Origin of the sequence: Paraburkholderia humisilvae, from assembly GCF_902859855.1 — a bacterium.
Classification (GTDB): domain Bacteria; phylum Pseudomonadota; class Gammaproteobacteria; order Burkholderiales; family Burkholderiaceae; genus Paraburkholderia; species Paraburkholderia humisilvae.
In genome coordinates this window covers 1-25,387 of the sequence record NZ_CADIKH010000001.1, presented here as the reverse complement: position 1 = coordinate 25,387, position 25,387 = coordinate 1, and the positions used below count along the sequence as shown (strand labels likewise).

General features: G+C 60.8%; 18 protein-coding genes and 1 pseudogene. 11 read left to right on the top strand and 8 right to left on the bottom strand.

Annotated features, from left to right (window positions below; translation table 11 throughout):
- Positions 1–36: 36 nt before the first annotated feature.
- Complete coding sequence (locus HV796_RS00095; protein ID WP_175223978.1) at positions 37–807, bottom strand: peptidoglycan-binding domain-containing protein; 771 nt, start codon at positions 805–807, stop codon at positions 37–39.
- A 407-nt stretch (positions 808–1,214) separates the two neighbouring features.
- Between HV796_RS00095 and HV796_RS00090 the strand changes: the two genes are divergently transcribed.
- The 5 genes and pseudogenes from HV796_RS00090 (at position 1,215) to solA (ending at position 5,927) form a co-directional block, all read left to right on the top strand.
- A complete protein-coding gene (locus HV796_RS00090; RefSeq protein WP_175223977.1) occupies positions 1,215–2,540 on the top strand; it encodes an epoxide hydrolase family protein in 1,326 nt (441 codons plus the stop codon).
- Between the two features lie 184 nt (positions 2,541–2,724).
- Positions 2,725–3,481: pseudogene (locus tag HV796_RS00085) on the top strand (SDR family oxidoreductase).
- A 290-nt stretch (positions 3,482–3,771) separates the two neighbouring features.
- The gene (locus HV796_RS00080) at positions 3,772–4,185 is read left to right on the top strand and encodes a PPC domain-containing DNA-binding protein (RefSeq protein ID WP_175223975.1); all 414 of its coding nucleotides are present in this window, start codon (positions 3,772–3,774) and stop codon (positions 4,183–4,185) included.
- A 91-nt stretch (positions 4,186–4,276) separates the two neighbouring features.
- Positions 4,277–4,681 carry a hypothetical protein gene (locus HV796_RS00075; protein ID WP_175223974.1) on the top strand — a complete coding sequence of 135 codons (405 nt, stop codon included), beginning with the start codon at positions 4,277–4,279 and terminating at the stop codon, positions 4,679–4,681.
- 46 nt (positions 4,682–4,727) lie between these two features.
- A complete protein-coding gene (gene solA, locus HV796_RS00070; protein ID WP_217477811.1) occupies positions 4,728–5,927 on the top strand; it encodes an N-methyl-L-tryptophan oxidase in 1,200 nt (399 codons plus the stop codon).
- 62 nt (positions 5,928–5,989) lie between these two features.
- Here solA and HV796_RS00065 read toward each other — a convergent pair whose 3' ends face one another.
- The 3 genes from HV796_RS00065 to HV796_RS00055 form a co-directional block, all read right to left on the bottom strand.
- Positions 5,990–6,499, bottom strand: coding sequence for a hypothetical protein (locus HV796_RS00065; protein ID WP_175223972.1), 510 nt, complete (start codon positions 6,497–6,499; stop codon positions 5,990–5,992).
- A 248-nt stretch (positions 6,500–6,747) separates the two neighbouring features.
- Complete coding sequence (locus HV796_RS00060) at positions 6,748–10,392, bottom strand: patatin-like protein (RefSeq protein ID WP_175223970.1); 3,645 nt, start codon at positions 10,390–10,392, stop codon at positions 6,748–6,750.
- Between the two features lie 567 nt (positions 10,393–10,959).
- Positions 10,960–13,695, bottom strand: coding sequence for an MGH1-like glycoside hydrolase domain-containing protein (locus HV796_RS00055; protein WP_175223968.1), 2,736 nt, complete (start codon positions 13,693–13,695; stop codon positions 10,960–10,962).
- A 344-nt stretch (positions 13,696–14,039) separates the two neighbouring features.
- Between HV796_RS00055 and HV796_RS00050 the strand changes: the two genes are divergently transcribed.
- The 5 genes from HV796_RS00050 to HV796_RS00030 all read left to right on the top strand — a co-directional run bounded on the left by HV796_RS00050 (position 14,040) and on the right by HV796_RS00030 (position 17,838).
- Positions 14,040–14,618 (top strand): NnrU family protein, encoded by a 579-nt coding sequence (locus HV796_RS00050; RefSeq protein WP_175223966.1) that lies wholly within the window; start codon positions 14,040–14,042, stop codon positions 14,616–14,618.
- Positions 14,619–14,679: 61 nt separating this feature from the next.
- A complete protein-coding gene (locus HV796_RS00045) occupies positions 14,680–15,630 on the top strand; it encodes a BMP family ABC transporter substrate-binding protein (RefSeq protein WP_246355611.1) in 951 nt (316 codons plus the stop codon).
- A 37-nt stretch (positions 15,631–15,667) separates the two neighbouring features.
- Positions 15,668–17,029, top strand: coding sequence for a sensor histidine kinase (locus HV796_RS00040; protein WP_175223964.1), 1,362 nt, complete (start codon positions 15,668–15,670; stop codon positions 17,027–17,029).
- A gap of 120 nt (positions 17,030–17,149) precedes the next feature.
- Positions 17,150–17,317 (top strand): hypothetical protein, encoded by a 168-nt coding sequence (locus tag HV796_RS00035; RefSeq protein WP_175223962.1) that lies wholly within the window; start codon positions 17,150–17,152, stop codon positions 17,315–17,317.
- A gap of 197 nt (positions 17,318–17,514) precedes the next feature.
- Positions 17,515–17,838 (top strand): H-NS family nucleoid-associated regulatory protein, encoded by a 324-nt coding sequence (locus tag HV796_RS00030; RefSeq protein ID WP_175223960.1) that lies wholly within the window; start codon positions 17,515–17,517, stop codon positions 17,836–17,838.
- Between the two features lie 44 nt (positions 17,839–17,882).
- On the opposite strand, the gene HV796_RS00025 is transcribed toward HV796_RS00030, so the two are convergent.
- Positions 17,883–18,551 (bottom strand): chalcone isomerase family protein, encoded by a 669-nt coding sequence (locus tag HV796_RS00025; protein ID WP_246355610.1) that lies wholly within the window; start codon positions 18,549–18,551, stop codon positions 17,883–17,885.
- A 705-nt stretch (positions 18,552–19,256) separates the two neighbouring features.
- On the opposite strand from HV796_RS00025, the gene HV796_RS00020 reads away from it, so the two are divergent.
- The gene (locus tag HV796_RS00020; RefSeq protein WP_175223958.1) at positions 19,257–20,402 is read left to right on the top strand and encodes a porin; all 1,146 of its coding nucleotides are present in this window, start codon (positions 19,257–19,259) and stop codon (positions 20,400–20,402) included.
- Positions 20,403–20,455: 53 nt separating this feature from the next.
- Here the strand turns inward: HV796_RS00020 and HV796_RS00015 are convergent, their stop codons facing one another.
- From HV796_RS00015 to HV796_RS00005, 3 genes are all read right to left on the bottom strand, one after another.
- A complete protein-coding gene (locus HV796_RS00015; protein WP_246355609.1) occupies positions 20,456–22,165 on the bottom strand; it encodes a hypothetical protein in 1,710 nt (569 codons plus the stop codon).
- Between the two features lie 454 nt (positions 22,166–22,619).
- Positions 22,620–23,246 carry a hypothetical protein gene (locus HV796_RS00010; protein WP_175223956.1) on the bottom strand — a complete coding sequence of 209 codons (627 nt, stop codon included), beginning with the start codon at positions 23,244–23,246 and terminating at the stop codon, positions 22,620–22,622.
- 269 nt (positions 23,247–23,515) lie between these two features.
- On the bottom strand, positions 23,516–25,279 hold the full coding sequence (locus tag HV796_RS00005) for an MOSC and FAD-binding oxidoreductase domain-containing protein (protein WP_175223954.1): 1,764 nt from the start codon (positions 25,277–25,279) through the stop codon (positions 23,516–23,518).
- Positions 25,280–25,387 lie beyond the last annotated feature (108 nt).

The following is a 25,387-nucleotide window of genomic DNA, read 5'->3' as shown; positions in this document are numbered from 1 at the left end:
CTTGTGTCTCCTTGCAGATGCTGCCCGGAGTTCGCGCTACTGGACCACGATGAAATCCTTTTCCTTCGCCGACCTGACGCGTGCGGCGACTTCATAGCCGTTGGCGCTGCCGTCGTCGTTGGTATTGCCTTCGATCGTGTCGAAATGGTCCGGCTGTCCGTCAAAGCCCAGGCCGGTATGCATCCAGTCGCTATCGGTGCGGCGCACGAGAAAGATATAAGTCGGACCCAGGCGCTGCCATTGGCCCGGGCCCAAGGTGCTGCCCTTGATCAGTCGGCCCGCTTTGTCGCCTTGCGCGGCCAGGCTGTCGCACGATAGCGAACCTGGAACGGGCATTGCGCACTGCAACTCGGTGGTCGCCTGTTTCAGAATGAAACTGACGAAGCCGGCGCACCATTTCCACTCGGTCCCTTCATGACCGCCGGTATAAAGACGAACCCACGGGCCGCAATTGTCACCGCCCACTTCGCGCGCTTTTGACGCGAGATGCCGGTTGGCGACTTCCTCTATGCGCTGCGGCAACGTCGATGCGATACCCCCTTGCAAGACGACGGTCATCGGAGCGACGAGCGCGGCCCATGTATCCCGGTCCACCGTGCCGTTCGGCGGAAGATGATTCACGGCCTTGAAGTGGTTGAGCGCCGCGCCGGTCGCGCTGCCGAAGTCGCCGTCGATTGCGGTGCCAAATCCGTGCAGCGATAGCCACTCCTGAACACGCCGTACAGCCGGTCCCTTGCTGCCGACGTTCAGGATAGCTACGAAGTTGAGTTCAGCCCGAGTCGAATCGGAAAACTGGGAAGGGTCCATTTCGTTCCTCGCCGACGACCGTAAGTGATATGCAAGTAAACGATAGGCGCATCGGAAAAAAGAACGTCACAGCGTTTATCGTTATGTGCGCTGACGCACATGGCCACGATGGATGCGTTTCAGGATGCGTAATTCCGCTTCACATGATTGTTCGAAACTGAAATGAATCTGCCTGTTTGACCTGTTCGATGGAAACGTTAGCATTCTTCCCGTTCGTGCATGTCACGGCATCAGGTCGGCGGGAAAAGCGACCGGTGTCATGCATCTTCTGATGGGCCTTTGTTCTCGGCGCGTAAAAGTGTTGTACTCCTGCGGGTATTTACGCTTCTGTTAGTGCATACGCACAATTGCGTCGTCATCTACTGTGAACAGCGATTCACAGTCAACGAATGCAAACAGGAGCTTGTATGTCGACCCATCCCCTTCCCGAAACGCCGTCGCGCCGCCGCTTCCTCGGCGTGGCGGCCGCGACCGTCGCCGCGAGCGCACTCAGTCAGTTCGCGTTTGCGGACACGAATCAATCGATCACTGAGGTTGCTCCCGCGGCCGGTGGCGATCAAAGCGCGATCCGTCCGCTCCATGTGCGCGTCCCCGATTCGCAACTGGCTGATTTGCGCCGGCGCATCAAGGCGACGCGGTGGCCCGAGCGCGAAACGGCCACCGATGCAAGCCAGGGCGTGCAGCTTGCGACCATGCAGAACCTCGCGCGCTACTGGAGCACCGACTACAACTGGCGCAACGTCGAAGCGAGACTCAACGCGTTGCCGCAGTTCGTCACCGAGGTCGATGGTCTCGACATTCATTTCATCCACGTGCGTTCGAAGCACGAGAACGCATTGCCGATCATCGTGACGCACGGTTGGCCGGGCTCGATCATCGAACAACTGAAGATCATCGATCCGCTGACCAACCCGACGGCCCATGGCGGCAGCGCCTCGGACGCGTTCGATGTCGTGATTCCGTCGCTGCCTGGCTATGGCTTTTCCGGCAAGCCGACGACGACGGGTTGGGACCCGCAGCGCATCGCACGCGCATGGGTCACGTTGATGAAGCGCCTTGGTTATACGCGTTATGTCGCGCAAGGCGGCGACTGGGGCAATGCGGTAACCGAACAGATGGCGCTTCTCGCGCCGCCGGGATTGCTCGCCATTCATACCAACATGCCGGCCACCGTACCGGACAACATCGCGGAGGCGCTGAAGTACGGCAATCCGCCGCCAGCTGATCTGTCACCTGACGAGCGGCACGCGTTCGATCAGCTCGACTTTTTCTACAAGCACGGTCTGGGCTACGCGCAGGAGATGGCGAACCGACCGCAGACGCTGTATGCAATCGAAGATTCGCCGATCGGTCTCGCCGCGTGGATGATCGACCACGATGCAGCCAGTCAGGCGCTTATCGCACGCGTGTTCGATGGCCAGCGGGAAGGGCTGACGCGCGACGATATCCTCGACAACATCACGCTCTATTGGCTGACGAATACGGGAGTCTCGTCGGCCCGACTGTATTGGGAAAACAAGCTCAACTTTTTCGCGCCTAAGCACGTCGCGATTCCGGTTGCGGTCAGCGTCTTTCCGGATGAGATCTATGCCGCGCCGCGCAGTTGGACCGAAAAGGCCTATCCCAAGCTGATTCACTACAACCGCCTGCCGAAAGGCGGGCATTTTGCCGCATGGGAGCAGCCGCAGGTTTTCTCGGAAGAGGTGCGCGTGAGTTTCAGGCCACTGCGCTGAACGGAACGATACGGATGATGCGCCGGCAGCTTGCGTTTGCCTTTATCCGGCCTATTCTCAAGACTCTGCAGCACACGTCGCGGACCCGTCCGACCGGGGCCGCGCATGCGCACTGTCAAAGCTTCCCCAGTGGCACACGGGCCCCTTCAGGGGCTCGTGTCGTCACAACAGGCGAGGGCGAGTCATGAAAATCATTGTCATCGGCGGCACGGGTCTGATCGGTTCGAAGACTGTCTCCCTTCTTCGCGAAGCCGGCCATGAAGTCATCCCCGCGTCGCTGAAAAACGGCGTCAACGTGATCACGGGCGAGGGGCTTGAGCAGGCGATGGCGGGCGCGCAGGTGGTCGTCGATCTTGCAAATTCGCCTTCGTTTGAAGACAAGGCGGTGCTTGAGTTCTTCGAGACATCCAGTCGCAACGTGCTCGCGGCGGGGGGCCGCGGCCGGCATTCGGCATCATGTCGCGCTATCGATTGTCGGCATCGAACGGACGCCCGAGAACGGCTATTTTCGTGCCAAGGTCGCGCAGGAAAAGCGGATTGCGAAATCGGGCATGCCGTACACCATCGTCCGCTCGACCCAGTTCTTCGAATTCCTCGGTGGCATTGCGGATAGCAGTGCGATCGGCAACGTCATCAGGATTTCGCCGGGCCTGTTCCAGCCGATTGCGTCGGACGACGTCGCCGCGTTTGTCGCGGATGCCGCGCTTGCGGCGCCGAAGAACGGCATTGTCGAGATCGCGGGGCCCGAACGGGGGCCGTTCAATGAGATCGTCGCGCGTTATCTGAAGGCAGCCGGCGATCCGCGTGAAGTGGTGCGTGACCCCGACGCCCGATACTTCGGCGGCAAGGTCGACGATCGATCGCTGGTGCCGCTGGGCGATGCGCGCCTCGGTCGCATCGGTTTCGATGAATGGTTCCGCCGCTCACGGGAGGGAGCCTGAACACGTATTGACCGACCCCGACGCCATTCTACGAGTGATGTCGACCGCATTTTTTGTGCGGATATCGCGTTGCTTCACAGGCAACGCGATGATTCGTCCATCCGCCTTCCTGATCGTTTCGTTGAAAGATAGTGTGCTGATCGACGCAACCCATTCTTTCGTGCAACGGAGCAAATCATGCGATTGGCGCACTCTCTGCAAACGGCGATCCGGCGTGTCGGTTCGCTGCGGCTTGCAGCCAGCCGGGTTCGGACTTAACCTGTGCCGCAACCTCAAATCCGTGACCGATCATGCAAGCCTATCCAATCCGCCTTTCACCCGGCGACGATTTGCGCGTCGCCATCGAAGACGTGCTGCGTCAGCGCGAGTGGCACGCAGCTTTCGTCATTCAGGGAATCGGAAGCCTCAACGTCGCGCACGTTCGATTCGCCGGGGCCGAAATCCTCACCGAAATATCGGGCGACCTCGAGATATTGACGCTTGCCGGTTCGGTTTCGCCGGATGGCGCGCACCTGCATATGTCCGTGGCCGACGCGCGCGGGCAAGTCTTCGGCGGCCATGTGGGGCACGGATGCAAGGTCCGGACGACCGCCGAGCTGTTGTTCGCGCCGCTCCCGGAACATCGCTTCTCGCGGGAGCTCGACCCGCACACCGGTTTCATGGAGCTGACCATTCGCGATGAGCCGTCCGTGCGGTCGCGCTGACTGGCGGTGGCGGCCGTTGTTCTGTTTGTTGGACCCGTTGCGCAAGATGCCACTACAATCCGGACTTTGATCCGACAAGCACGCATGCGCCATGAAATTCCTCCTTGCATCGACATTCGCCGCGGTGATCGCGGCTGCTAGCACGGCTGCGATAGCTCAGACATCCAGCGGCGGCGATTCTTCGCAACTGCCGTGCGACATCGGGTACGTGACCGGCGTCGGCGGGTCGGTAGAGAGTCTGCATGAATATCTGGCGACCCCGGATAGAGACAAATATCGCTACGTGACGGACCATGACATTCAATGCCAGGTTTCCGACGAAGGGCGCGCGACCGGGTGTACCGGCGTCACGAGGCTGAGCCATGAGAAGGTCAGCGTGTACGACACGATCGACAGCACGACGATGGCCGTCGTGGCGCGTATCGAACTCGAACACGGCTCAACTTACCCGGTGATTATCGCGGTGCCCAAAAAGGATCTGCGATGTGAGCCGTGACTATCCGCATCGCGCAACATCCGGATAACCAGGGGAGGAGGAGACCGTGCAACCCATCAGCGCCCAGCACGCATCGGCTCACGATCTAAAGGTCGGCGGCCGCGCTTTCGACACGCTCATTGTTGGCGCGGGTTCGATGGGCATCGCGGCCGGATATTACTTGAGCAAGGCCGGAAACAAGGTGCTGTTGCTCGACGCGGGTGTTCCGCCTCACGAAGCGGGCGCGCATCACGGCAGTACGCGTCTTATCCGCCACGCGTATGGGGAGGGCGCGGGATATGTTCCGCTCGCATTGCGCGCCCAACAGCTTTGGCTCGAACTGGAGCAGCACACAGGCGCGAACCTCTTTGCGCGCACCGGCATCACCAACATCGGAAAGGCCGGTGACACTTTTCTGCAAGAGGTGCAGCGCAGCGCGGTCGAGCACGGACTGCCATTGGAAACGCTCGACGGCCCCGAGGCCAGCAAACGGTGGCCAGCATGGCGGCTTGCGGATAACCATGTCGTGAGCTTCGAACCCGACGCAGGTGTGCTGTATTGCGAGCGTGCGATCCGCGGCTATCGCGACCTCGCGGCCTCGCGCGGCGCGACGCTGCGCACGAATACGCGGGTCGCGAGCATTGAATTGCATGGGCAAAGCAGTGTCAGCGTCGTCACTGACAACGGCGAACGCTTCACCGGCCGCGATCTGATCGTGTGCGCCGGCAAGTGGACGCGTCCGTTGCTTGCGTCTGTGGGGTTCGATATTCCGGTCACCCGGGTCCGCAAGAGCTTCGCGTGGTTTGAATCCGCTCCGAACGCTTTTACGCCAGATGTTTTTCCTGGCTTTATCGCCGGATCGGATGTCGGTCAGTTCTATGGATTTCCCGATCTCGAAGGCAGCGGTTTCAAGATCGGGCGCCACGATGCCGGCGAGCCTGTCGCGGTGGACGCGGATCTTGCCCCGTTCGGGGACGAAGCGACCGATCTATCCGACTTGCAGGCGTTCTTGCGGTTGCATTTGCCTGGTGTCGGAGCGATGCGCAGGGGCAGGGTCTGTGAGTACGACATGACGCCGGACACCCATTTCATTATCGACCGGTTGCCGGCCAGCCCGAACGTGCAGATTGCAGCCGGATTTTCGGGGCATGGCTTCAAGTTCGCGAGTGCGATCGGCGAGGCGTTGGCCGAACGCATCACACAAGGCGCGAGCCGTGTGGATCTGTCGATGTTCACATGTCAGCGCTTCGAAGGGCCGCGCGGATGACGAGGCTGCGTTCCGGCCGACCGGTCCCGCGCGGCTAGCGTGTGGTCATCCTCGATGCGCCGTCATCGCGGCTTTGCATAGCCGCTTTCGATCCAGTCTGATGCGCTGCGGGTTGACAGCTTGAACGTCGGCGCGACCCGCACGTTGGCGAGCGTTTCGCCGGAAGCGTTCTCGGCGGCGAGCAGCGCGTGAGGGTCGTCGTCGTCGGGGACGATGTCGAGTGTCACGCTGATACGGTCGTCGGCCGTGTCGACCCAGACCTGCTTGTGAAGCTGCGCATGCAATTGCTGTTCGTGGCGACGCAGCACTTCGGATGCGGTCTTGACGAGCGTATTGAAGGCGGAGACGTCAAGCGGCTTCGGATTCCTTTTGTCTCGCCCCATGGTCCAGGGCCCGACGAGCGCGGGTTCCGCTTCGCCGTCTTTGGTCATCTCAACGGCCCAGCCGTCGTCATCCTCATTTTTGATCACGCGACACGTCCATCCGCTATCGCGCCACAGGCGCTCTTCGTGAATGATGTCGGGATCGGTGGTGTTGGCTGGGCTGGGCGTGGCGTCGGCAGAGGTGGTCATGCGGGCGGTGAGCGAAGGGTGAACGGCCGGGCCGTTATAGCGCCGGGCTAGGGACCGCTCATTTTACGCGCTCACGCGGTTCGCCTGCGTCGGTTTGATCCGCTCCTCTCGCCGATCACACGTGCGGCCCGCCGTTGACGTGAAGTTCCGCGCCGTTGAAATACGGGTGAGCAAGTCGTCCCATGCGAACGCAGCGACGGACGAATACCGGTTTAAGCACGCGCCAGTATGAATATAAAGTCCCATCGTCAGTTACCGCGTTTGCCGTTCGCGCTCTTTTTACCTCTGCGCAAACGCGTTTCCTGCATGATGGCAAGGATGAGCGTGAGCACCACAATGATACTGAGGAAGAATGTGTCGTCTGATGGGCGCGGCAGCGGGCAATCTGGCGAACCCGTGAGTAGTCGCAGTCGCCATAAGGCCCAGTCGCCCATGCAGCCGACTTTTCCAGTTGCGGCAGCGCCTGCGGCAAGAATCGCACAAAGCCCTACTACGGTTTGAAGCCATACGTAGCGCGTGCTGACCAGCGCAAGTGTAGCAATGCATGTGAGCACAAACAGCGCACCGGGGGGTGAGTCAGGGGAGTGACTCGCTGCGTAGACGATGATCGCTACCGCCACCGCCACGAGTAGCCACGACAATCGCCTGAGAATCGTCATCGCAAGGCCGTAAGCGAACAGCGCCCAGCCAAACGTCGCGAAGATGCCCGGTATTTCCGTCCCGGTTCCCGAGCTCATAGGGGTGCTAGCGGGGTCAACGCCGCCGCCTGGGAGCAGTTTGAGTGAAAGCAGATGGATCAGCACCAGAACGATGCCCACAGCCAGCACGCCACCGTTCAGTGCTGCACTTGTGCGCGATTGGTAGGTTAATCCCCGCGCTGCCAGATAAAAGCCGACGATGGGCGTGCGCAGCGAGGCCGACAGTACGCTCAGCGGGCCTAGCTTCGCAGCGCCGCTCGCAAGCGTCCCCTGGGTGGCCGCAAGCGTGTGGGCGAGCGTGCGTGTGAAGAGATCTGAGCCAACCTCATCCATCAGACGTTCGTCTGCGATCAAGCCTTCCTTGAGTGCGTCCGCCGCCTGCTTCGGGCTTATCGGCGGCACCGGCATCGAGTCGGTCGACCCCAGGCTATAGAGCAGGGAACTGCCACGGCAACGGGGGTTCGCTCCCGCGTCCTGATCGGCCTTAACGGATCTCATCACATGCGGCAGTTCGTCGTGGAGAATGCCCATATGCAGTCTTAGCGTGAGTACTTCAGCGCATACAGGCAATACGTCCGGCAGGCGTGACGTGTTGTTGTCCAGAAACTGCAGTTCCCGCGTCATCGAAATTTCGTAGTTCTCCCTGTTCCATCGATCGCTTAGAAACGCTTTTAGCGTACTCGACGACACGGACTCCAGCGCGATGTTCTTGATGTCCTTGACGGCCGTCGCTGCATCGAAATATCGCATCTGCAGGCGTTCCGGATTGAGCAGAATCTTGATCAGTCTTTCCGAACCGTCGAGTCGGCCGAACGTCCAGTCGTTGGCGCGCCACGATTGTTTGTAGAACGCCGCAAAGTGCGCAACCTGAAGTCCGAGGAGCTTGCGCTTGGCATCGGCATAGTCGGACGTGGACAGTGGACTCTTCGAGTCGCCGCTGATCTGGACAAATTCGACTAGCGTGTCGTCTGCCAATTCGTCGCGGTCGTTGAGGGAGTACTCGATCACTTCAAGTTGCAGCAGTCTAAAGACGGCAACGGAAACCGGCTGCTCAAACGCATAGGTCCACTCGTCGCTCTCGTGCGTTGCTTGCGTGAGGATCTGACGGGTTACCCGGGTGCCGCTGACGAACTTGACGTATGCTTCGACATCGGAAAGCACTGCAACATCAATGTTACTCATTTCACAAATCTTCTTGTGACGTCTGAGCGTCTGCGCCTCGAGGTTTTCACGACTTAGCACAACGATTTCCGTATTCCTCAAATCGCTGGCGATCCGATATGCTTCGCGACACGTTGCTTGCACCAGACGTGCCGCCAGATAAGCGAGCCGGGCACACCGCCTGCGTCGGGACGGGACGTCCAGGAAACTGAACAATTGCCTGAAGTCGTGTTCATCCGGAATATAGGCATAATTTCCGGGCGCCGTATTTCCTCGTTGTGCGGCTTTGCGCATGTTGGCAATTTTCTCGAGCAACGCTAGCGTGCCAGGTTTCCAGTCTTCATCCTCTTTATTTTGTGTGGCTTTGATAAGAGCGATAATCCGGTAGGCGCGTCTCCACAGCCTGCTCAATGGATCGTCCAGCTTGCGGCCATGGCGCGTCTGCGCATTTGAAGGAATATCCGGATCACTCCACGTGCCAAAACTATCGTCGATGTGCGGGGTGCCAGAAGGTGCGTACGGCTCGGCGGCGCCACGAGTTGCATCAGCTGGGAGACCCAGACGCAATTGGTGCGCGTGCTGGATCTCGTTCGCGAGTTCATCGAGCGAGCTCGAAATATCAGACAGTTTTTGAGTGAGTCTCAGCACATCCAGTGACACGCGTGAGAAAAACTCCACGGGGTACATTCCCCATGCCCATTTATCGGAGTTCTCATTTTCCGGAGCGCTGGGAAGCGCAGGCCATTTTGTTGGAATCCAGGTATTCCAGTGAATGTTCTCGAACGTGAGTTGCATGGCGGCGCGACTTTGCTTACCCATCACGGAAAGGGCATCTTCGAGTTCGTCAAGCGACGGGTTGCCGGATTTTGCTTTATCGTTCTTTGCCTTGGCGGGCAGCTCGGCCTTCTCCGATTCAGTCGACGTAATCGATGGAAACAAAGTGAAGACAAAGAGCTGGCATGTGTTGGCAATGCGGCGCTTGCGATACACGGTAAACATTCGCTTGGCAAGGAGGCCATTTGGCCGACCTGTGTGAATAACATTCAGCACGCTGCTGCGTCGAGTCTGGACGGCATGATTGTGTTCGGCAATTTCTTCGAGCTGATCGGTGATGCTTTGCGATTGCGGAATACCGAGCAGGCTCGCGGACATAACCGATGCAAGCGACGGCATCTTTTGGGTAGTGCGCGGCCGCGGGCCGTCGCCCGGATCCGGGTTGATATAAGCAAGGACACGTCGAACGCTGCCGGTGCGTCTCATGTGGAAGATCGCCTGCAGCGCACCGCGAATCGGTTTATTGTCGAGAATGCCGCCGTCAATAACATGGCGCTTGACGGTCAAAGGGTTGCCGATTGCATCGAACAGGCGCGCGTCCTCTCCCGTTTCGATAACCGATGGTTCGAATGCAAAGGGAAATGACGAGGTCGAACGCGCCGCTCGCGACAGCGCCTTAATTAAGGGAGTGCGGTCGGCGAAGTCATCTTCGATCTGTGGGCCGCGTTTGAAATGGAACCGGCCGCGGTAATCAACGTCTTGTACCTTTACTCCAAGCGAGTCCACCGTCTGCACGCGACGGCCTGTCAGCAAGGTCGTCGTCAGCTGTAGGTCAATCGGGAGTTCGCTCGCTGGATTGAACGTGGGACCACTGGCAATTTCAGTTAGAGAGGCTTCGATATGTGGAAGAAAGTATGCGTCGCCTCGAAGAATCGATCCAGGATTGGTCTCGAACGGAGAGCGAAGCAAGTCTTCAAATGCGCCGCATTCGAGCCATATCTTGCGCAATTCGTCGAACTGACCTCCGTACACCATGGATAGCGCGAGCGCGGCACCGTTGATACCGCCTGCGCTCGTTCCACTGATCACGTCGACTGATGCGACGGTGTTCGTGAGTCTCAGGATCTCGCGATATACCGGATGCGTCTGGTTGACCAAACGCCAGATTTCATTGGTGACGCCGCCTATCCACACCGCGAGACTGACACCGCCATTCATGACCAGTGCAATTCTGAGCTCCTCGAGCTTTTGTATCGACATGATGGCTACCTTTCATCTTTACGATGCAGGCGTGTGACCAACGAGAGCCGGGCGCGCCGATTCGATGCAACACGTATCGCGAACTGTCGGGGTGAGCGGCAGAGAAGTCAGCCCAAAGCGTGAGTGCGAGCGGGGGAGGGGCTGGCCATGTCAGTGTGGCAAACGGCTGGAGAATATTTTAGAAAAGCCTTTAGCAATATGAGCGTTAGCCAACACATGGATTTCGCGAGGGATTCGAGAGTCCTGCGCTGAGCGGCGACGCCATTGCCTCATGAAACAGGAAACGAAATTCACGTCATGTCATGCGTTGCGCATCCGATGTGGCATGTATTGTTGGGGGGCGGGTGAAAGAACGTGCGTTCGCGGGTGTCACTGCAGAGGTTAGCAAGCTTCCACGTGCAGCGCGCGGCGAACGTCGCCAACACAACCACAGTCCGGTGACGGCCACAAAGGACTTGTGGCCGTCATGATTTGAAAGGTGAGTGGTAGTGGCGACAGTGCCGCCGTGTGGCGTTGGGGTGGCGCCGGTCGGCGAGAAGCGGGTTAGAACGTCAGAACAGCATTCACTCAAGTGACGCGAGTCTGCCCCGGACCCGGTTGCTCCCGACCCATCCGATCCGCCAGCCGCCCTCGTTCGCTTTCGAGCGCATCCTGCGCGTCGATCCGTCCGAACAGGTCGATCATCGGCGCGATCAACCCCGTCCATCCGGTTTGATGACTGGCCCCAAGGCCCGCGCCGTTGTCGCCGTGAAAGTATTCATAGAACAGGATCAGGTCACGCCAATGCGGATCGTTCTGGAATTTCTCCGTGCCGCCATACACGGGCCGACGTCCGTCCGCATCGCGCAGAAATGTACTGGTCAAGCGGCGGACGAGTTCCTGAGCGACTTCGAAGAGTGTCATCTGTTGCCCGGAGCCGGTCGGGCATTCGACCTTGAAATCATTGCCGTAGAAGCTATACAGATTCACCAGCGCGCGCACGATCAGCAAATTGACCGGCATCCAGACCGGCCCGCGCCAGTTCGAGTTGCCGCCGAACATACCGGTATTCGATTCGGCCGGCAGGTATTGCACCGAGTACTCGTGTCCGCCGACGTCGATCGTGTACGGATGCTTCAGATGAAACAGCGACAGCGAGCGGATGCCGTGCGGCCCAAGAAATTCATTTTCGTCGAGCATGTATCGAAGCACGCGTTCGAGCTTGCGTTTGTTGAGAATCGACAGCAGCCGGCGGCCGTTATAACCGATAAAACTGCCATCGGTCGGCGCGACCTGTTCGATCAGTTCGGGGTAGCGTTTGCGGAACTGCGCGATCAACTCCATCAGCTTCGGATAGTGCGTGATCGACGGCGCTTCGAACACGGTTGACGCACAGAGCGGCAGCAGTCCGACCAGCGACCTGATCCTCAAGCGTGTGGTCCGCCCATCGGGGAGCCGCAGCAGATCGTAAAAGAAGCCGTCCTGCTCATCCCACATCTCGTCCTGATGGAAGCCGCGCCGATCCATCGCATACGCGATCCACATGAAATGCTGGACGAACTTGAACGCGACGTCTTCATACATCGGGTCGTATTCGATCAGATTCACCGCCATTTCCAGCATGCACTGGCAATAGAACGCCATCCACGCGGTACCGTCTGCCTGCTCGAGCGATCCGCCGGTTGGCAACGGCGCGCTGCGGTCGAACACGCCAATGTTGTCCAGGCCGAGAAAGCCGCCCGCAAAAACATTGCGACCCGACGGGTCCTTGCGATTGACCCACCAGTTGAAATTAAGCATCAAGCCCTGCAACGAGCGCTCGAGAAAACGCGGGTCCGCGCGGCCCAAGCCTTTCTCGTAGTTGTATAGCCAAAGCGTCGCGGCCGCGTGCACCGGCGGGTTCACGTCGCTGAAGTTCCATTCATATGCGGGAAGCTGGCCGCTCGGATGCACGTAGAGGCTGCGCAGCATCAGCAGCAACTGCTCCTTGGCAAAGTCGAAATCGACCAGGGCGAGCGCGACCGTATGAAACGCGAGGTCCCAGGCCGCATACCATGGGTACTCCCATTTGTCGGGCATCGAAATGATGTCCGCGTTCAACATGTGGAACCACTCGGTGTTGCGCACATTGCCGCGCGATGTGTCGAGCAGCGGGTGACTGCCGTGCTCGCGCAGCCAGAGTTCGAGATCGAAGTAGTAGTACTGCTTGCCCCACAGCATGCCCGCGAGCGCCTGGCGATGCACACGGCGCTGATCGTCGGTTAGCGACGCGGGCGTGATGCGCTCATAGAACGCGTCCGCTTCCGCGATGCGTTTGGCGAAGATCGCGTCGAACCCGCCGAACGCGTTATCCAGTCTCGATGCCGCGAGGCGCAACCGGATCGTGGCGCGGCCGCCGCCCGGCACGTGGCACACGTATCGGGCCGCGGCCTTGGTCCCCGTTTCGGCGGGATTCACCGCGTCGCGCTGTGCCGAGATCACGTACGCGTGGAACGCGTCCTTGACGTACGGTGACGCGTTCGGTTGATTCCACAGGCGCTGCGCATTGCTTTCATTTTCGGTGAAGAGCATCTCCGGCGCGCCTTCGCAATGCAGCCAATACTCGCCCAACTGGTCGTGCACAGCGTGAATCGCCGTACCTGCCCGATTCACCGATGGTTTGTGTTGATCTTCGCCCCACGACCACGTATTGCGGAACCATAGGGTCGGCAATAGATGCAACGTCGCTTCTTCCGGGCCGCGGTTGTGCACGGAAATCCGCACCAGGATGTCGTCCGGTGTCTCCTTCGCATATTCGATGAACACATCGAAATAGCGGTCGTCGTCGAAGATGCCGGTGTCGAGCAATTCGTACTCCATGTCGTCGCGCGATCGTTTCCGGTTGATCTCGACGAGATCCCGGTACGGGTATTCCCGTTGCGGGTACTTATAGAGGTATTTCATGTACGAGTGCGTCGGCGTGCTATCGACGTAGAAGTAATACTCCTTTACGTCCTCGCCATGATTGCCCTCGCTATTGGTCAGGCCGAACAGGCGTTCCTTCAGGATCGCGTCCCGTCCGTTCCAGAGCGCCAGCGCAAAGCACAGCCGCTGCTGGTCGTCGCACAGTCCACCCAGGCCGTCTTCGCCCCAGCGGTACGCGCGCGAACGCGCATGGTCGTGGGTCAGGTAATTCCACGCGTCGCCGTTGTCGCTGTAGTCTTCCCGGACCGTTCCCCACTGTCGCTCGCTCAGGTATGGCCCCCACTTCTTCCACGGCACGTGGGCTTCGCGCGACTCATTCAGGCGCGTTTGTTCCGCTACGTCGACGATGACAGCGCACATGCGTTCCTCCCTATCGGCTGAATGAATTCGATCTCGACGAAACGCGCGAAGGCGCACGGCAGCGGGCGCTTATCGTGCGCAATGCTCGCAACGGCAAAGCATCGGTACAGGTGGCGATCCGCGCGGTTTGATGTGCCGCGCATAGGGCAAGCAGAGGGATTGAGCGGTGACTTCTACACAATGTAGGTGCCGGCAGCGGGCAACGCAATGGCGTCGCGCGACGCCGCGGCGCTTTCTTCAGGGGTGCCGCACACGAATCATCGAAGCCCAACACAACCTTGGCACAGCCGGCGTCATGAGAGACAATCGCGGCGACTTGCCGGCATCTGACATGAGGAGCTTCCATGACGATATTGATCCTGGGGTTGCTGATATTCCTGGGTGCGCATTCGGTCCGGATCTTTGCGGAAGGGTGGCGCGACGCGCAGATCGCGCGGATCGGCGAGAAACGCTGGAAAGCCGCCTATTCAGGCGCATCCATCATCGGGCTGGTGCTGATCATCTGGGGATATGCGATCGCACGGCGCGAGCCCGCCGCGCTCTGGGCTCCGCCGATCTGGGCGCCGCATCTGACCGCGTTGCTCACACTCATCGCCTTTATCCTGTTTCCGGCGGCGCACATGCCGGGCACGCACTTCAAGTCCGTGCTCAAACATCCGATGGTGATCGGTGTCGCGCTCTGGGCGCTCGGGCATCTGCTGGCCAATGGCACGTGGAATGCCGTCGTGCTGTTCGGCGCATTCCTCGTATGGGCGATCTTCGACTTCGCTGCCGCGCGACGGCGGGATCGTGCCGCGCAGGTGGTTTATCCCGCTGGGACTTTTTCACGCGATCTGATGGCGATCGTTGCGGGTGCGATCGCGTGGGTCGTGTTTGCGTTCTTTCTCCATGGATGGCTGATCGGGGTGAAACCGCTGGGGTAACGCAAGCGTGCGCTGATACACGGTACGCAGCGACGGGCGCCGATACGATCGGGACAACGATATGAGCATTGACTATCGAAGCCATAAGGACGATCGGCGAACGGAGCCTCATATCGCGCGCCGACGGGTGATGCGCGCATGGGTCGGGCTCACGATACTCGGCGCGATTCCGCACGGCTATGCCGCCGTCCCATTCAGCCCGGCGGCGCAAAACCGCTTCGCCGTCGTGCTGTTTATTCCGTACGACACGGATGATCTCGGGTTCAGCGAGGCCGCCTATAACGGATATCTGGCGCTTCGGCGCAGCGGCTATCCGGTCGACGTCGTCAGCAACGCCGACCAGATGGACGCGCAGCAGATTCTTGTGATCATCGGTAGGCACCATGCAGCGGGCGTGCGCGGCTTTATCCTTGCGGGCGCTGAGCTTGGTGCCGTCACGGCGGCCGCCGCCGCCCACTATCCAGACGCCTTTTTCGCGACGGTGTCAGGCAAGGCTCGCGGGTCTAACATCATCGACTATTGTCTCGACTGCCAGCCGCTTGGCGGCGCGCTCGCCGGTGCGGTCGCCGCGCGCGAGTCGAGGTCGAAGGTCGTCGGCTTTGTCGGCGGTGTCGAAGCCGTCGATGGCGGCGAGGCGAATCGCTTCAGGCAGGCGGTGCTCGAAGCCGAGCCCCGCGCCACGGTGCTGATCGACTGGACCGGTGACTGGGGTGCCCGCAAACTCGCGACACAGCTCACCGAGCATCAGATTCGCTCGGGGGCCGACATCGTGGTCGCCGATGCGAACGACGCCGTGATCGCCGCGGCTTCCAGGCATCGGCAGGTCGGGGCGATCGGCTGGATGGTGGACGCATCGCGCCGCTATCACAATGTCGTCGCAAGTGTGGTGGTCGACACGGGTGTCATTTTTCGGCGTTTCGTCGACGCCGCCGCGACGGGGCACTTCGTCGGCGGCGACTATGTCGTCAAGGAATCGGACCACGTATGGAAAATCGCTTGGCCGCGCCGCTAACCACAGCGGCACGGCATAGTGTGCGGAGCCGCGCGGCATGAAATCGCTGAAGAGCCGGATTATCGGCACCTTGGTCGTGCTGTTCGCCGTCGTCGGCGTGGTCGATGCGTGCGTATCGTACTGGCTGTCGATGAGGCACATCGACGAGCTGCTCGACGTGCATCTGCAAGGCGCGGCGGTCTGGCTTGCCGCCGGCAAGGTGGGCACGATCGGCACGAACGGTCCGCCGCAGCATTCGATCGACGGCTTCGTTGGGCAGATCTGGAAACAGGGCCGCGCGACGCCGACTGACAATACGGACCCGGAAGTGATCTTCAACCGGAACGCGCCGAATGGCTTTTCGGTCGAGGTCATCAACGCTCACCGCTATCGCATCTATACGCTCAGAAAAGACACCGACGATCTGACCTATCAGGTCGGCCAGCCTGTGTCGTTTCGCGAACAGACCGCGGGGCGCGCGGCGCTCGAAAGTCTGGTGCCGACGGTTTTCCTGATCCTGCTTGTCTGGATTGCGATCCCGGTGGTCGTCAATGCGGCATTCGCGTCGCTGGAGCGCGCCAGTTCGGACGCGGAAACCATCGGCATCAGCCGGCTGACGCCGCTCGATATTTCGCACGTGCCTGAAGAAGTGAGGCCGTTCGCCGATTCGATCAACCGGATGATCGCGCGCCTGCAGGTCGGCATCGACGGTGAAAAGCGCTTTATCGCCGACGCGGCGCACGAACTGCGCACCCCGATCGCCGCTTTGCAACTGCGCATCGACAACCTCGAAAACGCGTCCGATGCGAGCGCGCGCGGCGAGCGGGTGCATGAATTGCGCGAGGCGATCGTCCGCACCGCGACGATGATCCGGCAACTGCTCGAACTCGCGCGCGCCGATGCGCAGCACGATCCCGGTACGGCGGCCGACGCGGTCGACGTGCGGCAGATGGTTCAGGCGCTGATTGCCGATCTGCTACCGGTCGCGGACGCGCGCTCGATTGACCTGGGTGTCAAACGCTTCGAAGCCACGCACGTGAATGCGCACGCCGGCGAGTTGCGGATGGCGGCGCGCAATCTGATCGAGAACGCGTTGCGGTACACGCCGGCCGGAGGATGCGTGGACATCGACGTATTCGAGGATGTGGCCGGCGCGGTGATAAGGGTGACCGATACGGGACCGGGCATTCCAGAGGACGCGCTGGGGCGCGTATTCGACCGCTTCTTCCGGTTGAATTCCGAAACCGTTGAAGGCAGCGGGCTTGGACTGTCGATCGTCAAGTCAGTGGTAGCAAAGCATGGCGGTTCGGTTTCACTGGAGAACCGGCACGACGGCCAAAGCGGTTTGATCGCGACGGTCGTTTTGCCGTCGCGCGCATCGGCATCCGCATCCGCATCGGCCACGCTCGACAGGCAATAGCGCGGCCATCAGGATCATTTAACCGGTCACAACAGGTAACACCTGTAAGTGCGCGGGAAACCTGGCGGCGAGCGCCGCGCACTAGACTGGGCTTGTCTCTTTCAATTGGCGGGACAAGCCATGACACGATTACTGATTACCCTCGCTCTGATTGGCGGCCTGTGCGGTTGCGTGGTTGCGCCGCCGTACGGCTATGGACCGGCGCCGGCGTATTACGGATACGCACCGGGTTACTACTATGGACCGCCTGTCAGTGTCGGGATCGGCGGAAGCTTTCATATCCATTAATGCCAAGCCGCGACGCGACGTCGCGGCTCCGGGTTTTCCGGTCCTGATCGGCTTGACTGGTATTCCAATTGCAATAGTGTTTTTTGCGGCCGCGACTCGACGCCGAGCTTCCCGATACCGATACTTTCTCCATCGAGTGAGCGCCTGAAGTTGATGGCGCGATAGGTGGACTCAACAAAAATCCGGAGGGATTCAACATGGACGAGAGAAAGCGCGAAAGCATGATTGCCTATTTGCGTCGTCGGATGGCGAAAGTGGGCATGAAGGCCGCTGACGTGGCGGCCGCGCTCGCGGAGGAGCGGATGCGCCAGAAATCGGTGCGTTACCGGAACGCATTCGGCGACACCTGGGACGGCAAAGGCAGCATGCCGCAATGGCTGACGCAGGCGATTAGCGCCGGGCAATCGCTCGAGCATTTCGCTGTTGCAGCGGCGGTCAAGCCCGCGGAGAAGCGCCGTGCGGCGGTGGACTGGAGCCAGGACCCGTTCGCTGGCTCGCGCCTGGCGACGGTGGCCCATTAATCTTTCGCGGGAAGCGGGGTTTAAAGCGAGCTTTAAAGCGGGCTCTAACTACCGCCGCCGAGCAGCTTCGTCCTGAGCGTTTTGGCTCGCGTTGCCGGGTCAAACCAGATATTGAAGAACGCCTTCGCGAACTCGGGGTCTTCGATGGTCGCGGTCGGCGCACCATTCGCAACGAAACGCACGCCTGTGCCCGGCAGGAACACACCGCACAACCAGTCGCCCGGCGCGACATCGACGAACGCTTTGAGCATGTCGTTGCGCCAGCGCGCGATCAGCGAATCGGGCAACGGTGTCGGCGCGAGGCGTTTCATCTCATTCAGCCCCAGCGTGGCGAGACGTTCACGCGTGGCGGAGGTCGTGTAGGTCAATTGCAGCGCGAAGCCGGTGTTGTAGTTCACCGGGAGCCGCGAACCCCAAAGCTGCGCATCGTACAGGTGCAGGCCGAGAATCCGGAACTCACCCGCCCCCGACAGCTGAGCGGCCGGAATTTCGCTGTGGCAATCCTGAGCGGCCAACGCGGACGGCGGAAACATCGCACACAGGCTCACGGCTAATCCGCATGCGAATACAAGGCGCCTGCCGATTGCGCTGAATGACAGGCGGCGCGGCAGTTCGGGGATCGTTGAGTCAATTCTTTGCAAGCCGCCGGAAAAGCGCGCGGCGCCAGCTGTGTTCCAGTAAATCGATTTCACTATCTGTTGGTTCCGTGTCATAGCCTGCCTCGCACGCGACCCCATGTCGAGGCTCGCACAGAGCGCGATTGCAGCGGCGGAAGGCTTAGGCATAGGCGCCCCGTTCTTCGGGCTAACCGGGTGCATTCGCGTGTGGCGAAGACCTGAAAGCGAGATTTTAACCGGTCAGCGGCGCTTGTCCGTTCAGGGAAATCACGGTGTGTCTGGCGTGCATGTGCGCTGACGCACGTTAACGGTCAATTCGGCGTGTGGGTTGCGGCGCAGTTTCGCAGCCGCATCGATGGCGCGATCCAGTCGCCCGATCACGAAAGCGACACCGGTGACAATCCACGCATTTTCTGCCGGTGCGCAGCGTTGAGCGGTATAGCGACGTTTCCGCTGAAAGTAACCGCTGAGCCTTCCGCTCGCGTTGCCGATCAGATCCCGCTGCTTGTTCAAGCAAATCAAGCGTCTCGCGTGCTTCTTAGCGCGGAACGCTACGGCGCTTGTGTGTTTACAGAGGCGGACGCACTCCGAATGCCCGGAACCCGACCGCAACCCGTCCTCTCTATGCCAGCGATCAAGAAGCGCGACCCCCCTCCGCCGCAGCACGCACAGGGTGATGTTTGCAACGCGCCTGGCGATCCATCAATCAATCCTTGCAACGCGTTCGCAGTGCGTCGCGTCCTTCACGGCGCATGCGACGCGTGCTGGCTGAAGTTTCACGTCCATGCTTTCGGAGACAAGATGAAGAAGATGACGGTAGGCCTTGCGATGGCCGGCTTATTCGCCGGTCACGCATATGCCCAGAGCAGTATCACGCTGTACGGGATCATCGATGAGGGGATCACCTATACGAACAATCAGGCCGGCCATAGCACCTGGCAGCAGACCGATGGTGCGATCAATACCAGCCGGTGGGGACTGCGAGGCAGTGAAGATCTCGGCGATGGCCTCAAAGCGATTTTCACCCTCGAAAACGGCTTCAATGCAAGCAACGGCACGCTGCGCCAGGGCGGCCGCGAATTTGGCCGTCAAGCGTTCGTCGGCCTAGGGTCGTCAAGATACGGGACGCTCACGTTGGGGCGGCAATACGATAGCGTCGTCGATTATCTCGGGCCACTCGCGTTGACCGGCACGCAATATGGAGGAACGTTCTTCGCCCACCCATTCGATAACGACAATCTCGACAACGATTTCCGCGTCAACAATTCGGTCAAGTATCAAAGCCCGGATTTTCGTGGTCTGCACTTCGGTGCGTTATATAGCTTTTCGAATGCGGCCGGAGACTTCGCGAACAATCGCGCCTACAGTTTTGGCGCGTCGTACGCGTTCAGCGGCCTGACGTTCTCGGCTGCGTATCTGCAGATCAACCAGAATCTGACGTCCGCCGTGATCTCCAATGCCAATGGCGCACTCAACGGCGACGCGACGTTCTTCGCGGACCGGCAAAGAACCTGGGGCGCTGGCGTAAAGTACTCATTCGGTCCTTTCACAACCGATTTCGTCTTTACGCAGACGCTGCTCGACAACGCGTTTGGGATATCGGCGGGAGAGTCGGGCGTCGCCAATGGCCTTGCGCTCAATGGCGGCAGCGTGCGCTTTAACAACTATGAGGTGAACGGCAGGTACACGCTCGGCTCGCCGTGGACTGTCGCCGCGGGTTACGTGCATACCGATGGCAGCGTCGATGCCGCGCATCCGCATTGGGATCAGATTAATATCCAGACCGCGTATCTGCTATCGGTCCGCACGCAGGTGTACGTGCAGGCGGAGTACCAGCACGTCGCACAGGATGGGCTGGCGCTCGGCGCGATCATCAGCGGCTTGCCTGCCGCCTCGACGACCCCGAACCAGGTCGCGGTCACTTTGGGGTTGCGTCACACGTTCTGAACGTATCTGTCGGCTCGGCCACTCTCCGGTAAGGAGAGTGGCCGTTTCCGATATCAGAAGCGCTGCGATCCATTCTCGCTCGGCGCGAGGGACACGCCACGCAGCACCTCGGCGAATCCGGCATTACGCAGCGTCACGAACCGCTCCTGGCCCGCACCGCGGGCCGTCGTATTGCCAAGGATGTCGCGGATCGCCACCAGCCTGTTCGGATCAGCGCCCGTGTCGCCGTTGCCGCTGACGGTCGACGTGATGGCCCAGATCGTCACTGTGCCGTCGTTGCCGACGTGGCCCGTGATATTGCGCAGACCGTCAGTCGCAGGCGACCACGGCAATCCGGTCGCGATGTTGTTCCCGCCCGGATAGCCTGGCACCGTATAGGCGATACCGAGGTTCAGCCCGTTTTGCAGCGTATACGCGAGCTTCCATGTCTTCGCGCGAGCATCGAAAATCCACTTCTGCAAGCCGGCCGTCGTTTGCGCCGCGGCATGCGTATAGAGCGTCGCGTCACTGGCAAAGCCATCGCCTTCATCCGCGACGTACAGCGTGTTCGCGTCCGCGAACCAGATACCGAACGGGAACGCCTGCGTGGTCGCGGTCTTGTTCGGCGTGACCGGGAAACCCGCCAGCACGCACATATTGCTCGGCAAGCCGGTCGATTGCAGCGTCGCGGCGTTGAAGTTGAGCGGGCTGGTCGGCAATGCCGCGCGCGGCGACGGCACGCCGACGCCCGACGGACAGGCCTTGCCGGTCGTGTCGATGAAATAGACCGTGTTCACGCCATTGCTGCCACTGCCCTTGGTCAAATAGACGACGTTGTTGAACACAGTCAGGCCACGGAAGTTGTCGTCCTTGCCGACCTTGTCCGCCGGCGCGCCGAGCTGAGTCACGGAGAAGCTCGCGACGGGCGTCGGCGTGCCGGGCTTCTGCTGTGCTTCGGGCTGATTCGACGGGTCGATCAACTGCGCGCCTGCGCCGAGCACCACACCGGCAGGCTGCGGATTCGAGCCGTTGCCCGCATTGCCGGCCGTGTAAATGACGTGGGCGCCGTTGCTGTCATTCAGGATCGCGGCGCGTCCGTTATTGCCGCTATAGGCGTTGGTTTCGGTGAACGTGAAATGGCCTTCGCGGTCGACGTGCGCTACCGCGCGGAAGAACTGCTCGCCCACCGGATCGGTCGGATCGATGACACCGGGCGTATTCGAGTTCGACGCGTCGATCGTATTGACGGGCGCGACGTAGCCCATAAAGGTCAGAGACCGGCCATCGGTCGACAGATTCAGCGCGAGCTCGGACTTCGAGCTGAAACTGGTGACGAGCTGACCTTTCGGGTCCCCTCCATTCAGGTTGTTCGGCACTTCGAGCGTGCGCACGAGGCCGCCGGCCGGCGTGATCTGGTCAAGGAAGATTCTCGACGTGATGCCGAAACTCGGATCGCCGATCACGTTGTTCCATACGAACGGATATGTACCGTCGGACGTCGCGCCACCAGCCGGGCAGCCTGCCTGTGTGCCCGCACAATTGGGCGGCAAAACCTCGCCGACCTGCACATTGCTGGACTGATTGTCATAGACGCTTCGGCTGACTACCAGCAAGGTTGGGTCGAAGGGGCCCGAGGCCGGACCCGATCCGAAGCTTGCGCTGGCGGCCGATGGGGATTGAGCCTGAGCGGACGAGCCGGCAATCGCGAGCGCGGCTGTGCAGAACGACAGGGATGCCGCGCGAGCGACACGCAGCGGAATCGGACGGCGGGGATGGCTTTGCATGTAATGTCTCCGTGGGAGCGATGAAAGGTTGTTTAGGCGAGCCGATGCACCGGCTGCCGGAAAGCCGATCGGGACAAGGGATGGAGCGGGATACGTGAGGCGAGCCGCGCCGCGGCCTCGAGGCTTATGGCCAGAGGTCGACGCACGGGGTAACCGGCGAATGCAGCCGGCAAGGAACCTCGACGATCATGCAAAGCCTGTATGGCAACGCAAAGGCAATCTGCTTACAGTCGATAAGCTTTGAAGTTATTGAGCATCACTGATTGACCGTTGCCTTTCGATGAAATCGATCGTCGATCGATCGACACCTGCTAGAAGGCGTTTCGCAAGGCGAGGGTGCTTTGGTTTGATGGGTCACGGTGCGCGCTTTGCGCAATACAGGCAGTGCCCGCGGCGAGAGGGACGTGCCCCTTGTCGCGGGTCGCTTGCGGTCGTGTGTTCGCTGGTGTACGAATCAATCGGTCTTGATCGTGGCCAGCATCGGGCGCAACTGATCGAGTGTGCTCGACACGATCGTGAAGTTGTTCGGCTCCGCAAGCGTGCGGGCTTTCGCCATCTCGGTTGCGATCGCCCCCACGTCGTGGTTCTTTTGCGTGTCCAGCCTCAGAAGAAGCTGGTTGGCGTTATCGAAGGTCGTTTTGGATGGCGCGGTGAGATAGAAAAATGCCGGTGGATTAGCGGATGCCCACAGAATGGAATAGTCGTCGGCGTGCTGGCCCTTCGGCAGCGCCTTGATGACCACATCGCTGTATTTGCGCTGAACGAACTTCGCAACACGCTTCGCGTAGCCAGCCAACGGGTCCTGGTTGTGCTGCGCGTTGCAGGTCACCAGTTCCACGGTCTTCAGCGCGCTATTGCGGGTGCGCCAGTTCTGGATCAACTGGCCCATCTGGACGTCCATCAGTTCGGCGAGCGTGGTTTGATCGCCGTGCCCCCAGATGGTCAACGTCGCATCCGCACACGCCGGCGCCTGAATGCCCTCGTTGGAAACCGATAGACCCGCGATATCGGCAGCCGTTTCCCGGCACGCGGTTGCCAGCGCCTTTGCACGTGCCTCATGTTCCTTGCCCCACAAAATCATGGTAGTGCTCCTTAAAAATTCTCTTGAGTGAGTCGTGGTCGGCCTCAAGGTGCGCGGGTTGTCGTGAGCGAAGCGGGCTAGCGTGTACCGACGCTCCCTGGCCTTTGCGCCGCATGCCGGTTTAGCGACGAACAGGAATGCGAGCAGCCGGATCGATCACGTTGGACCGGGACGGCTGCTAGTTAGGCTACGAGCGTGGGAACGCGTGGACCTGACCGTATCTGACTGGCTGTGCGAACGGGACGGAGCAAGGTGAAACGGCGCTGCGATTAAAGATCGATGACGATATCGTCGACAGGCTGCGAGCAGCAAACCAGCACATTGCCGTCGGCGGGTTGGTCGAGCGGCTCGGGGCCATAAGCGACCTTTCCCGATACCAGACCGCTTTCGCAGTTGTGGCATACGCCTGTGCGGCACGCCCAGCGAACCGGTACATCGCACGCCTCGGCGAGTTCGAGGATGCTTGGATAAACAGCGGCATTCCAGTGCGCGGCGATGCCGCTGCGCGCGAACGATACCAGCGGGCCGGTCTTCGCGTCATCTTCGGGTGGATGCGGCGCGCGCGCCGCGGCACCGACGATGCCCGGCGTCCTTGACGGGCCGCCGTTGAAGATTTCCGCGTAGATCCGTTCGGGCGGAACACCCCATGCGGCAAGCGTTTCCTTCATCTCCGACATGAAACGGGGCGGCCCGCATAGATAAAAATCGGCCTTGCGCGGCACACCGGCTTCGTCGAGCACCGATCGCGACAGATGCCCGGTTGCGTCAAAATCTTCACCAATCCGATCGCTGGAATCTGGCCTGCTGTAACAGACGTAGCCGCGGCCGCGAGCAAGCGCCCGCACGAGATGCCGGGTCTCGTCGGCAAACGCGTGGTGTTGCCGATCATGAGCGCCGTGTAGCCACCAGACCTGCCGCGTCGAGCTTGCCGCCGACAGTGCGTGCAGCATCGCGAGTACCGGCGTGGCGCCGATACCGGCGCTGAGCAGCACCACCGGCGCGTCGCCAGGCTGCAAGGTGAAGCTGCCGCGCGGCGCGCTGACGTCGAGCGTATCGCCCACTCGGACCTGCCGGTGCAGATACGTTCCCCCCGCGCCATTCCGTTCGAGTTTCACGCTGATCCGATAGCGCTGGGTCGAGAGCGCGCCGGATAGCGAGTAGCTGCGAAAGAACGGTGACGCGTCCGCGGGCCGACACAGCCGCAACACCACGTACTGGCCGGGCAGCGGCATGGGCAGCGGCTGGCCATCGACGGCTTCGAGCGTGAGTGACAGAACGTCGGCGGACGCCTGATCGAGTGCTGCGACCCGCAGCGTACGGAAACCCGGTGCAACCGGATGCGCAGCGGCCGCCGGCGCCAGTCCGGCGTTGCCGTTCTTCACGCCATGCGCCTGATCGCGCAGCAGTGCGTTGAATGACCAGCGCCATCCGGGCGACAGCGCGTCGATTCGTAACGCACGCTCCAATTGCTCACGCGGATGATGCGGCGAGTACAACAGCGCGTTGATTTCGGCGACGCTTATCCGTTCCTGCGCTTCGCCAATCTTCACGATTTCGTCGCCAGCAGCGACGTCGCCCTCCTGCAGCACGCGCAGGTAGAACCCCGGCCTTCCGCTGGAAGTGAGCAACGCGGGCATGCGCGGCTCGTTCGTCCGGATACCGACCCGATAGCAGGTTACGCGCGGTTGCGTGACCTCGAACAGCGCGTCGCCGATCCGAAAGCGGTCGCCAATGCAGACATCGGAGTCGGGCAGGCCTTCGATCGTGAAGTTCTCGCCGAACTGCCCGTACGCGAAGTCGTTTCGTTCTAGTTGCTGCTGCCAGTGTCGATACGATTCGATCTGGTAGACGAATACCGCGCGCTGCTCGCCGCCGTGCCCGCCGAGGTCGCCCTGACCATCGCCGGCAAGATTCAGTCGGCCGGCCCGGCAGCGACCCTGCACAGGGGTCTTCCAGATGCCGGTGTAGACCGTGCGGCCTTTCCACTCGATGTTACGCGGCAATCCGACGTTTACCGATAGCAGTCTCGCCATGCTATTGAGTTTCCCATAAAACATGACAACCGATTCGATGCTGGCGCGTTATATCTCTAACGGATTGAATGGAGATACGCGCCATGGCAAAGAAGCCGTTGGACGAGG